Source organism: Thiomicrorhabdus sp. zzn3 (assembly GCF_029767755.1).
Lineage (GTDB): Bacteria > Pseudomonadota > Gammaproteobacteria > Thiomicrospirales > Thiomicrospiraceae > Thiomicrorhabdus.
Genome location: NZ_JARUQS010000001.1, coordinates 469,331 through 481,712 on the forward strand (window position 1 = coordinate 469,331; position 12,382 = coordinate 481,712).

Below are 12,382 nucleotides of genomic sequence, written 5' to 3' on the forward strand. Positions count from 1 at the left end.
ACCTCCTGCTTTAGAGGGCATGACTTAATTTTACTTTAAATGAGAGTGATTATTGATTGAATTTACTTTTGAGGTTTCATGCCTTATTGGTTATTTTTATTCTATGAGGCAACGGTTTGGAGCCGTTTTCAGTTAAAGGCTTCTTCACCGATGACTGTCAAGCCAACCGAGGTCCAGGCTTGCATGCCACCGCGGTAGTATTTGATTTTCTCAGGCGGGTAGCCGAGTTTGAGCAGGCTGTAATCCGCATGTTTGATGGCGTCCGGGGTGTAACCACAAAAATGGCCGTTACAGTAGGCGACGATGGTTTTGGCCTGGGAAAAATCAAGTTCACCGTTGGCGTTGGTTTTGACATTAAATAGTTTTTCCAACGTTTCAGTTGCGGTCAGTTCGTTCTCAAAGGTCGCGGGCGGCACATCAACCGCACCGGGAATACGAATGCGGTCAAACCAGGATTTAGGGCGGGTATCAATTAAAATAATCGAGTCATCCGTCTGCATGCGTTGTAAATAATCCAGGACCTCAACTTCGCCGATGGTTTCCACCCCCGGGGCAAGATGAATCGGCTGCAATTTACCGACCGTGGTATTGGTGTAGAGACTGGTGATGGTAATGGTGGGATCTTGGTTGCGCTGAATGACATAGGTTTGATTACCAAGAGTAAGGGTAATGGATTTAACATGCGGTCTGAGCAGCACTTCGCCAGAATAAGCTGCTTGAGAGAAAGTCAGCACTAGAGCTGTTAGCAGGAAAATAAACAGTTTCATGGTACCTCCTGGGTTACCGATATGGATTCGGTAAGGATGTATTAAATACAATGGTACCTTAGCTTGTGCGTTCAAGCACTTATTTATTGTCGTTAATGTTCGGATGAAGAAAGAATCTTTGCCTTTGCTGAGGGGCTGATGGTGAGCGATTGTGTTTCCGTAAACAGTCCATCAGCATGGCCGCCGGCATGGGTTTGGCAAATAAAAAACCTTGTCCGATATCGCACTCCATGGCTTTGAGGTGTTGGGCCGTTTCCACGTCTTCAATGCCTTCTGCGACGACGGTTAAATTTAAGTTATGGGCCATTTTTATCGTATCGTTGGTGATGCTTTCCAAGCGCCGGTCGTGAATGAGTTTATCCACAAAAACGCGATCAATTTTGAGCTCGGTGAAAGGCATGCGTTTGATATTTTCGAGCACCGCTGTTCCGGTGCCAAAATCATCTATCGAGAGTTTGAAACCTTTTAAACGGAGTCGCGCAAGAATATCCAGGCCGGTCCTTAAATGTTTAATCGCGCTGCTTTCGGTGATCTCAATCACAAAATTTTCTGGAGAAATTCCCGTCTCCTTGGCTTGTTGGGCTAGGATGTCTGGAAATTCCAGATTATTCAGGTCAAGCGCAGAGACGTTAATCGAAATATTTAACTGGGGGTAGTCGCTAAAGTATTTTTGGTAATCGATCATGAGCTGATCAAGGATTTGTTTTAAAAATAACGTATTCAACCCGGAGGCTTCAATAGTCGGTATGAATAGAGCAGGAGGAACAATGGTGCCGTCCTGTTTTTTTAGGCGGGCCAATGTTTCAAGTCCGATGACTGCATAATCACGTAAACGAACCTGAGGCTGATAGTAGAGTTCAATACGTGATTCACGAAAGGCCTGTTCTATTTCAGAAGCATTAAGCGGTTTTTCGCTGCCCGCTACAGCATAAGAGGGCTTTTTATTATTGTCTGGAGAGTGAAAAACAAATTCAGAGATCAGGTTTTTAATACTCTCTATACTGAACGGTTTTTTTAAGCTGGGTAGCAGGTTGAGTTCATAGCTTTCTGCCAGGTCATAGGCGGTGCTTAAAACACTCTCATCAAAACCGCTCATTAAGACGAGAGCACCGTCAAAGTTTTGGTTGCCTAGGGAGCGAATGATTTCAACCCCATCCCGTTCCGGCATATTGAGATCTAAGAAAATGATTTGCGTGTGCGGATATTTCGCAAGTTCCGCTTCAAACTGTGAGGGTTGGGAGGTGTAAGCCGCCCCTATACCTACCATTTCTGATACTTCTGCAATCAATTCACCAAAGTCGGGATCGTCATCCATAATAAATATTTTAACGTTCATGGCTTGTTTCCCCTTTTAAAAGCTTTAGCAAGTGCTTCTTCTAAGGCCTTTCTTTGGTAAGGTTTGCGAAGGAAAATAAAATCTTGCGGGAGTTTTTGCTGGTTGTGTAGCATCTCCTCTGAAAAGCCGCTACTGAGGATAAAACGTATATTCGGGTATTGCGCTTTTGCCTGATGGTATAAGGCGAGCCCATCCAGTTTGCCAGGCATGACAATATCGGAAAGAATGAGGTCATACTCTTTTTTCTGCAGTTGTTCCCAGGCTTCATCGGCATTGTGGCATACCTCGCAAGCAAACCCTAAGTGGCTTAAAAAAGACTCGGCGACTTCAGCCAGGTCGGTCTCATCATCAATCACCAACGCTTTAAGGCCCAGATAGTTTTCCGAGAATTCAATTTGAGGATAGGTGGCTTTATCCCGGTTTTCAGACTCCGTTTCTTGTGCGACCGGAAGGTAAAGGTGTATGCTGGTGCCACGTCCAACTTCACTGTAAATTCTCATATGGCCATGAGACTGCTTAATAAAACCGTAGATCATCGCCAGCCCCAGTCCCGTGCCTTTGCCTTTTTCTTTGGTGGTGAAGAAAGGCTCCAGAACCTTATTAATCAGTTCTCTGGGGATGCCTTCTCCGGTGTCGCTGACCTCAATTAAGACATAATCCCCGGTGTCGATTTTCTCAGGCAGGGTGCGAATGTATTCTTCGGATAGAATGACATGAGAAGCATTGATCTCAATCACACCGCCTTCGGGCATGGCGTCTCGTGCGTTGACCGCCAGGTTGATTATGGCATTGGTGAGTTCATTAGGATCGGCATTGATTAAGGGCAGATTATCTTCAAGATTTAATGTTAACTTTATCTGGCCTTTAATGCTGTGTTTGAGAATAGCGACGACTTCCTCCAAAAGCGGTTTGAGCCCCAAGGTTTCGTTTTGTAAGGCTTTTTTTCTTGAGAAAGCGAGCAGTTTTTGGGTGAGTTCGGCCGCAGACAGTACCGCTTTTTTGATCTTGGTAAGCTGTTGAAAGGCTTTGCTGTCTGGCTCGATCTGCATTTCCATGAGTTCCAGGTTTCCGAGAATGATTCCAAGCAAGTTGTTGAAATCATGAGCGATTCCGCCGGTAAGCTGGCCGAGCGCTTCCATTTTTTGTTTTTGGCGGATCTGTTCCTGGTAAGAGTGTTGTTCCGTGACATCATGGATCAGAGTAATGGCTTTGACTTCCTTGCCAACCCTTACGGGATCGATCATGACTTCAATCAGGCGTTGGTGTCCACTTGGATGCGTGTATTGAAACGGGTGGTTTCGAGTCGCATGAATCCGTCTTGGGGATTTATTGAACTGCTGGCGGTAGGTTTTGTGTTTTTCCTGGAAAGATTTCGGCATGAGGGATTCAACGTCATTTCCCAGCAATTCAGACTCTAAGCGTCCTAGCATGACTTCGGCGGCCGGATTGACTTGCTCTATCGTGCCGTTGTGACCCACAACAAGCAGACCATCGGGGATGGCATTGAGCAGTGTTTGGAATTGATCGTTGGCTTCTCTTAAATCCCCTTCTCTTTTGGATAGGGTTTTGACCAAACTGCTCAGGCGGTTTCCTGTTTTTAGCGCAAAAACACCAATAAGGCTGAGCAGTAAGGCGATGAGATAAGGCCATTGGTTTTGCCACCAAAAACCGTTGATCGCGCTGTTTTTATTGAGTTTAGCCAAAATGTACCAGGGAAGATCTCTGGCCTGGGTGGCAAGCATGTTTGCGGCAGGGTGTTGATCACACTCGCCCAGTCCACAGATTTTATGGAAGCTGTAATAGTGGTCTTGAACCTCCAATTCACTAACAGGTCCAGATTGTTGCATTTGTTGCCAGAGAACCGGATCTATGGCGCTAAGCGAAGCGCTTTTTTGATTAAACATAAACCCCCATAGAGGGAAGGTCTTGTCGGTACTAAACAGGATGTAGCCGTTCCGGTTTAAAATTGAAAATTCCCCTAAATCCTTATTTAATAAATAATCCACTTTGGTTAAGAGCCGGGTGGCGTCATAGTTGAGGATCATATAACCGATGGTTGTTTGACCGCTGTAGTCCGTGATGGGGGTGGCGAAACGGAGCATCGGTTTCCATGGCGTTTCAATCTCGCCGTTTTCTACGTTCAGGTCAAGTTGGGATTGGTATATTTCCCCCGGTTTTAGCTTTTCTGACTCTGCAAAATAGTAGCGGTCCGCCTTATTTTGTAATCTGTTTTCCTCGATTCTGAAGCTGCGACCTTTTTCCCGATCGATTCGCACCACTTCTTGGCCGGTTATATCCAAAAGACGTATTTGTGCATACCTTTTGTTTTGTTCCGAGAAGAGAAGGTATTCGTTACATAGATGATTGGTAATCGCGGTGCTTTCGCCAAGCAAAACCTCTCTCGCTTTGGTTTGATGGCTTAGGTAAGTGAGATCGGCATACACTTGAGAGAGTTCATTAACAATGGTATGGCTGATCTGTTGAACCGTGTTATTGAGCTGTTTTTGACTGGCTTGCTGACGTAGCTGTTTATCCATATAAAACACAGCCAGCATTAATCCTATAATCAGGATGAAAACGGGAATTAAGAATAGATACTGGCGTTGTTTCATAAAGATCCTTAACAATCTTTGACATTTTTCAACACAAAGGCATACGCCTGATTCAATCATAACGCTGTATTATTACCAGGATAATAATTTTTACTTATGTATAAGGTGTTTTTTTAAATAACCTATCTTTTCAGTAGGAAATTATAGAATGTGGGGGGTTCGCAGTAAGAGAATGTTTTATAATGTTCCGGTTAAGTTTAGAAAAGAGGATTGGGTCGATGTTGATGCTTGTTTCCCCCGCTAAATCACTGGACGAAAGTACGCCCGTACAAACTGAAATGCATTCACAATGCGCTCTGTTGGATCAAGCGGCACAGCTGATCGACGAGTTAAAGCAGATGGGGCCGGTAGAGATCGCTCAGTTAATGCATATCAGCGATAAATTGGCGGAACTGAACTATGAGCGCTTTCAGGAGTGGCAATTGCCGTTTCCTGAAGAGAAAGCCAAGCAAGCGGCCTGGTTGTTTAAAGGCGATGTGTATCAAGGATTAGATGCCTATTCGTTAGACGAAAAAGGGGTTAACTACATTCAAAACCACCTGCGTATTCTGTCCGGGCTGTATGGGGTGTTGAAACCCTGCGATGATATGCTGCCGTATCGCCTGGAGATGGGGACCAAATTTGCCAATGCCCGAGGCAAGGACCTATATGCGTTTTGGGGAAGTCGCATTACGGAATTGCTAAACACAGACTTGGTGGAGCAGGGCAGTCAAACCGTTGTTAACCTGGCGTCCAACGAATATTTCAAAGCGGTCAAGAAAAAAGAACTTAACGGGCGCATCATTACGCCGATTTTTAAGGATTGGAAAAACGGTCAGTATAAAATCATCAGTTTTTACGCGAAAAAAGCGCGTGGCTTGATGGCGCGTTATGCCGCGGATCATCAAGTGGAAAATGCTGAGGATTTGAAATATTTCGATTATGAAGGCTATGCGTTTGCCCCGGATCTTTCCTCCGAGAGTGACTGGGTCTTTACCCGCAAGCTTGACGCTTAATCGCACGCGTTAAAGTTATCTGAAACGGAACAGGCCTGGTAGGAATGCCTGTTACCCGGCCTGTTCCGTTTTGATGAGCAGGTTTATTGCAAAGTGGTACTCACATCATCGTCTTTTTTCTGATCGGTAAAGAGGGCGTCAATGTCCTCAGCATTAAATCGCATATGGAAATTACAGATTTCATTGTGAATGACGATTTCCCCCTGTTCTTCCAGCAGACGGCGTAACTCTTCCTCTCCCAACGATTTGAGCATGGCTTCCACGCATTCACGGTCTTGCGGGCATTCATAGATCACTTCTTCTTCTTTGAAGAGCTCGATGGTCTCTTCATGGAACAGACGGTGCAGTAATTCCTCTGCTTGGAGATTCAGCAGCTCGTCGTCTTGGACGGTGGTGGTGAGGTGGGTGATGCGATCCCAGCCGTCCTCATCGTGTTTGTCGGTCTCCGGCATTTTTTGAATCATCACGCCGCCAATATGGGCTTCATCAGCCGCCAGCCAGATCTTCGACGGCAGCTGTTCCGATTGACTCAAGAAGGCTTCAAAGGCTTCACTGATGCTGTGGCCTTCGCGAGGCACAAACGATTGGAAATGGTGGTTGGTCTGGGTGTTTTCCAAGGTCATCAAAATTTGCCCGTCGCCCAACAGCTCATCCAAGGAGGTCTGTTCCCCTACCGTCTGATTGGTTTTTGCGACGCCGCGAATTTTCAGGTCGTGCGTCACTTCGACTACCAGCAGGGTCACCGGCCCGGAGCCTTGTACTTGAAAAGTAATGCGGCCCTGATGCTTCATGCCGTTGGCCATTAACACTGACATGGCGGTCAATTCACCCAGCAGCTTGATAATAGGCTGTGGATAATGGCGGTCTGTCACCATCTTTTGCCAGCTCTCCTGCAGGCGAATATGTTGACCGCGGATATTCAGTTCTTTAAACAAAAAGCGTTGAACAGCGTTGTCTGACATGGTTGCAATTACTCACACTCAAAATAGTTTAGTTTAACCGCCTCACCCTTTAGTGGGCGATCTCTTTGGCCTGTAAGTCGGCGTGATACGAGGATCGTACCATCGGGCCGGAGGCCACGTTGGTGAAGCCCATTTCATAACCGGCTTCTTCAATCTGTTTGAACTCTTCCGGTGTCCAATATTTTTTGACGGCTAAATGGTAAACGCTGGGTTGCAGGTACTGGCCGACGGTGAGCATTTCCACATCGTGTGCACGCAGATCGCGCATGACCTGCAGCAGTTCATCCATGGTTTCGCCCAAACCAACCATGAGACCGGATTTGGTGGCGACCTTGGGATTCATGGCTTTAAAACGTTTAAGCAAATCTAGAGAGGCCTGGTAGTCGGCACCGGGACGTGCTTCCTCATACAGGCGTGGGACGGTTTCCAGGTTGTGATTCAGGACGTCAGGCGGATTTTGACTCAAGGTCTCCAGGGCGACGCTCAATCGGCCGCGGAAATCGGGCACCAAGGTTTCAATCTTAAGTTCCGGCAGGGCTTGACGCAGTTCACTGACGCAGTCGTTAAAGTGCCGGGCTCCGCCGTCACGCAGATCGTCGCGGTCGACCGAGGTGATGACGACATACTTCAGACGCATGGCTTCAACAGTTTCTGCCAGATGTTTAGGTTCATTTTTATCCAAAGGCTTGGGTCGGCCGTGAGTCACATCGCAGAACGGACATTTACGGGTGCAGATGTCGCCCATAATCATAAAGGTGGCGGTACCATGGCCGAAACACTCTCCCAGATTCGGGCAGGAGGCTTCTTCGCATACGGAATGCAGACCTTTTTCGCGCATAATCGCTTTGAGTTCGGCGACGCGATGAATGTCTTTGGCCTTGGGAAGCCGGGCTTTGATCCAGCGAGGTTTTTTCAGGCGTTCGGCATTCGGATCAGGACGATGCTTCAGGGACTTGGTTTTATATTGCCCCTTCGGCATTGCTTGATTGCGTTCTTTAAGGCTTTGGTCATGCTTGCGGTTGCCGATGGCGTCCAGCCCGATTTCCTGAATTTGAGGAGATTGAGACATCTGATCGTTCACAACTTAGTGGTTAAGTGACGCCTATTATAAAGGATTACGCGATGGCTTGCTTGCACCGCTATGCTGGAGGATATTTTGCGCTAACAGCTTGGAGAGTTGCTCTCCGAGTTCAGTCAAATCTGGACAGGCCTGGTCAATTAACCGATCACACAGCTGGGTCATCTGCATGCCTTGCAGTCCGCATGGATTGATCATTTGAAAAGGGGTGAGGTCCATTGCCACATTCAACGCCAGCCCGTGATAGCTTTTCTGTTTGCGGATTTTAAGGCCTAAAGAGGCAATTTTTTGCCCTGACACATAAACGCCCGGGGCATCGGTTCGTGCCTGCGAGACAATGTTGAAGCGGTTCAGCAGCTCGATAATCGACTCTTCCATTGCGGTGACCAGGGCGCGCACTCCAAGTTGCGCGCGCTTTAAGTCCACTAATACATAAATTACCAGCTGGCCCGGACCGTGATAGGTGACTTGACCGCCGCGGTCAGTTTGCACCAGGGGGATTTGCGGAGCCAATGCCAGCAGGTGTTCCGCTTTGCCATTCAGCCCCTGAGTGAACACCGGCGGGTGCTCAACCACCCACAACTCATCGGGCGTATCGGCATTACGTTGATCGGTAAAGGTCTGCATGGCCTGCCAGGTTTCCCGATAAGGACGCAGGCCGAGGTAACGTATTTTCATGAAAGGCGCGGAGTAACAGCAAAAAGCTAGAGGGTCATCAATACTTCGGGGTGCTTTTTCAAGTCGCCGTAGATTCCGTGAATCTGTTCGATGCAAGTGGCGTAGAAAGTGATGTTGACGGAAATGAATTTCTTTCCTTTGGAATCTTTGATTTCGATGTGCTCACGCGTAACGCCGGGCGCGTATTTTTTAGTCACTTCAAATACCAGATCAATAAAGGCTTCGGTATTGTGTCCCATCGCTTTCAGGCGGTAGTCACAAGGAAACTCAATTAGGCTCTCACTGTCGGGGGCGTGTAAGTCTTTGGTCATAAAGTTACTCTTTTGGGTTACTCTCAAATCGCGCAGTTAAAATGTTGATAGCGCATATTATAGAGGTTTTTTGCATGAAAAACCGCGTCTTTGATTTTAAATGTCTATAGGTTTCAACTGGTTAGCTGTTCTGTTGGGCAGAGATAAAGGCTTCTTTGTAGTGCTGATAATGTTTGCGAAGCACTTGCCACATAGGGCCCGGCTGCCCGTTTCCAATCGGCTGCCCATCCAGCTGGGTGACCGGCAAAGCCTCTTTGGTCGACGACGTCAGCCAAATTTCATCGGCCTGTTGCAGGTCTTCGAGTGTCAGCTCTTGTTCGTTAAGTGTAATTTGGTGTTCAGCGACGACTTTTTCAATGACTGTGCGCGTGACGCCTGGCAGAATTTTATGACTGTTTGGCGGTGTCAGCAGGGTATTGTTTTTGACAATGAATACGTTGCTGGCCGTGCCTTCGGTGATCTTGCCTTCACGGGAGACCAAAATAGCGTCATCGGCTCCCTGCTGTTTTGCGGCTAATTTCATCATGACATTCGGCAGCAGGGTGATGGCTTTAATGTCACAGCGCAACCAGCGTATGTCTTCCAGAGAGATGACTTTAATGCCGTTCTGCAACACACTCTCGGCGAGCGGTTTTAATGGATTGGTATAGGCGTAAATGGTTGGGGTTAGGCAGTCGGCAGGCAGATGATCACGTTGCATCTGGATGCCGCGCGTGACCTGCAGATAGATAAATTGATCTTGCCAAGGGTGCTGTTCAACCAGGCCTGCTAGCATGGAAAGCCACTCTTCGTCTGTCAATGGGTTGGGAATGCTAACGGCTTCTAAGCTGTTTTTTAAACGTTGCAAATGTTCCGGCCAGGCAAACAGTTTTTTGCTGTAGACCGGAATGACTTCATAAATTCCGTCGCCAAATAAGAACCCGCGATCTTGAGTCGAGATTTGAGATTCGCACATTGGCAGATATTGACCGTTTAGATAAACGACTTGCTGTTCAATGACAGAGGCAGTTTGAGTCATGTATGTAGTTTCCACAAAAGGCTTAAAAGCCGGTTTTTAAAGAGCGTTAAGTGAAAGTGAATGGGCTTGTTCAAAACGTCAGAAGGGTGGCGCAATGCCACCCTTCCTTGGTGTCTCAATTAGCCGGGATTCGGCGGTTGCCGTGTTTTCTCGGCGGTTAATCCAAAAAGCTGAAAATGGAGCTGAACATGCGCTTGATCTGATCAATCAGCTTTTTAAAGAAAGAACCTTCTTCAACGTCAGATAGGGCAACCAATGGTTGTTCTACCAACACCTCACCATTTAATGAAACATGCAATTGTCCCAGTTCCTGGCCAGTCGTGATTGGTGCTACGATTTCAGGCTGCAGGCTGGTCTCAATGTTCAGGTTTTTATACTGTCCGCGCGGAATGGTGATAAACAAATCGTTTTTCAGTCCCACACCCAACACATCTTTGCTGCCTTCCCAGACTTTGACGTCGTTTAGACGCTGGTTGGCTTTATACAATGGATGGGTTTCAAAGAAACGGAAGCCGTAATTCAACAACTTCTGACTTTCTTGAATACGCTTTTCCATGCTATTGGTACCGAGCACGACACTGATCAAGCGCATGCCGTCACGTTTGGCAGAGGAAACCAGACAGTAACCGGCCGACTCGGTATGGCCGGTTTTTAAGCCGTCAACGCTTGGGTCTTGCCATAGCAGTTTATTGCGGTTGTATTGGGTAATGCCGTTAAAGGTAAATTTCTTTTCGGAGTACCATTTGTACTCTTCCGGGAATTTGGTGATGAGCGCTTTAGTCAGAATCGCCAGGTCGCGTGCCGTTGTGTAGTGGTCTGGGTGAGGCAGGCCGGTGGCATTCATGTAATGCGTGTTGTTCATGCCCAACGCTTTGGCGTATTTGTTCATCAGTTGAGCAAAGACTTCTTCACTTCCGGCAATGTATTCCGCTAAGGCTACACTGGCATCGTTACCCGATTGAATGACCATCCCCTTGATCAAGTCGCGTACCGACACTTTTTTGCCGACTTCAATGAACATTTTAGACCCCGGCATTTTCCAAGCTTTTTCACTGATGGTAACCATTTCGTCCAAGCTCATATTGCCGTTTGTCAGCTCGTTGATGACAACGTAGCCGGTCATGATTTTGGTCAGACTGGCTGGTTCAACTCGACTGTCTGCGTCCTTTTCGGCGAGTATTTTACCGCTGTCAAAGTCAATCAGCAGGTGCGACGTTCCCGAAACTTGTGGTGCTGAAGGCACAACATGCGGGATGGCCGGTGCCGGGACAGCGAGTGGTTGCGTATCAGCATGAGCAAAAAAAGGAATCAACAAGAAAAGTAGAGCGAGGAAGCGAGAACTGAGTGTTTGCATAATATCCACTGTGAATCATTTAAGCGTTCGGTTAAAAGAATCGGCCTTGAAAAAGCGATTGCCCGCCAGCTTCGGCGAACCATTGAGTGGGTTAATTTACCATATTACGGGGCAAATCTAAACGCTAAACTCGGCTCATTTTGTGAGCATTTTCTTGTGGGTGTGAATTGACATTAAGATCCCAAAACTGATCATCAGGGTAACAAGAGCGCTGCCTCCGTAACTGATTAAAGGCAGAGGCAGTCCCACCACGGGTAACAGGCCACTTACCATGCCGATATTGACCAAGACATAGATGAACAATGTCATCATTAAGCTGGCTGCGATCAGGCGTGTAAAGTTGTCCTGTGCTTGAGTGGCGATGTACAGGCCGCGAGCGATGACAAAGACATACACCGAAAGCAGAATGATCACCCCGATCAGGCCGAACTCTTCGGCGAGTACGGAAAAAATAAAGTCGGTGGTGCTTTCGGGTAAAAACTCTAGATGCGCTTGGGTGCTCCCCATAAAGCCTTTGCCTTCAATACCGCCCGAACCGATGGCGATTTTTGATTGAATAATGTGATAACCGCTGCCCAAGGGATCGGATTCCGGGTTAAGAAAAGTGAGAACGCGTTGTTTCTGGTAAGCGTGCATAAAATGCCAGACGATGGGCAGGCTGACAATGGCGGCGAAAACCGCGCCTAAAATCACCTTCCAGGGCAGGCCTGCAAAAAACAGAACAAATAGGCCGCTCATGGCAATCAACAGCGAGGTTCCCAAATCTGGCTGAACCACGATAAGCCCTGCGGTGAAAGCAATCAGAGCCGCACCGAACAGAAGGCGTCGGTAACTGGGCGGAAAGCTCGAGTGCGCAAACAGCCAGGCGACGGTCATTGGGAGAACCAGTTTCATTAATTCGGAAGGTTGGAAGCGCACAGGGCCAAAGTCAAGCCAGCGTTGTGCGCCTTTGCCTACATCTCCAACCAGGATAACGGCGATCAGCATAAGGATGCCGATTCCAAACAGCCAGGGGGTGAATAGGTAGAGGATATTGGGTGGAATTTGTGCAAACAGCAGCATCAGCCCCATCGCAAAACCGATGCGTACTAAATGGCGATAGACAACATCCCAGTCCCCACCTGACGCGCTGTAGACGAGAAGGGTGCTCCCGGCTAAAAGCATAAGGATACCAAGCAGTAACCAGCCATCAATATGCAGGGCTTCTAGCAAGCCTTTGTTTTTGCGATAGACGGTTTGTGGGCTGTTCAGTGCGATTTTCATAGGTCAGC

The 12,382-nt window shown here is 47.6% G+C and carries 11 protein-coding genes; 1 reads left to right on the forward strand and 10 read right to left on the reverse strand.

Annotated features, from left to right (window positions below; all coding sequences use genetic code 11):
* Positions 1 to 128: 128 nt before the first annotated feature.
* From QCB44_RS02100 to QCB44_RS02110, 3 genes are all read right to left on the reverse strand, one after another.
* Positions 129 to 767 carry a rhodanese-like domain-containing protein gene (locus tag QCB44_RS02100; RefSeq protein ID WP_279407677.1) on the reverse strand — a complete coding sequence of 213 codons (639 nt, stop codon included), beginning with the start codon at positions 765 to 767 and terminating at the stop codon, positions 129 to 131.
* A gap of 79 nt (positions 768 to 846) precedes the next feature.
* Positions 847 to 2,103, reverse strand: a complete 1,257-nt coding sequence (locus QCB44_RS02105) for an EAL domain-containing response regulator (protein WP_279407678.1) — start codon at positions 2,101 to 2,103, stop codon at positions 847 to 849.
* Positions 2,100 to 4,715 carry an ATP-binding protein gene (locus QCB44_RS02110; protein WP_279407679.1) on the reverse strand — a complete coding sequence of 872 codons (2,616 nt, stop codon included), beginning with the start codon at positions 4,713 to 4,715 and terminating at the stop codon, positions 2,100 to 2,102. The genes QCB44_RS02105 and QCB44_RS02110 overlap by 4 nt, the downstream gene beginning before the upstream one ends.
* Before the next feature lie 218 nt (positions 4,716 to 4,933).
* On the opposite strand from QCB44_RS02110, the gene yaaA reads away from it, so the two are divergent.
* On the forward strand, positions 4,934 to 5,710 hold the full coding sequence (yaaA, locus tag QCB44_RS02115) for a peroxide stress protein YaaA (protein WP_279407680.1): 777 nt from the start codon (positions 4,934 to 4,936) through the stop codon (positions 5,708 to 5,710).
* An 83-nt stretch (positions 5,711 to 5,793) separates the two neighbouring features.
* Here yaaA and QCB44_RS02120 read toward each other — a convergent pair whose 3' ends face one another.
* The 7 genes from QCB44_RS02120 to rodA form a co-directional block, all read right to left on the reverse strand.
* Positions 5,794 to 6,672: an Hsp33 family molecular chaperone HslO gene (locus QCB44_RS02120; RefSeq protein ID WP_279407681.1), complete on the reverse strand. Its 879-nt coding sequence runs from the start codon at positions 6,670 to 6,672 to the stop codon at positions 5,794 to 5,796.
* A 49-nt stretch (positions 6,673 to 6,721) separates the two neighbouring features.
* A complete protein-coding gene (gene lipA, locus QCB44_RS02125; protein ID WP_279407682.1) occupies positions 6,722 to 7,741 on the reverse strand; it encodes a lipoyl synthase in 1,020 nt (339 codons plus the stop codon).
* Positions 7,742 to 7,777: 36 nt separating this feature from the next.
* A complete protein-coding gene (gene lipB, locus QCB44_RS02130) occupies positions 7,778 to 8,428 on the reverse strand; it encodes a lipoyl(octanoyl) transferase LipB (RefSeq protein WP_279407683.1) in 651 nt (216 codons plus the stop codon).
* Positions 8,429 to 8,454: 26 nt separating this feature from the next.
* A complete protein-coding gene (locus QCB44_RS02135) occupies positions 8,455 to 8,739 on the reverse strand; it encodes a DUF493 domain-containing protein (RefSeq protein ID WP_279407684.1) in 285 nt (94 codons plus the stop codon).
* A 121-nt stretch (positions 8,740 to 8,860) separates the two neighbouring features.
* Positions 8,861 to 9,757 (reverse strand): D-amino acid aminotransferase, encoded by an 897-nt coding sequence (locus tag QCB44_RS02140; RefSeq protein WP_279407685.1) that lies wholly within the window; start codon positions 9,755 to 9,757, stop codon positions 8,861 to 8,863.
* Between the two features lie 157 nt (positions 9,758 to 9,914).
* A complete protein-coding gene (locus QCB44_RS02145) occupies positions 9,915 to 11,111 on the reverse strand; it encodes a D-alanyl-D-alanine carboxypeptidase (protein WP_279407686.1) in 1,197 nt (398 codons plus the stop codon).
* Between the two features lie 135 nt (positions 11,112 to 11,246).
* The gene (rodA, locus tag QCB44_RS02150) at positions 11,247 to 12,374 is read right to left on the reverse strand and encodes a rod shape-determining protein RodA (RefSeq protein WP_279407687.1); all 1,128 of its coding nucleotides are present in this window, start codon (positions 12,372 to 12,374) and stop codon (positions 11,247 to 11,249) included.
* Positions 12,375 to 12,382: the final 8 nt, after the last annotated feature.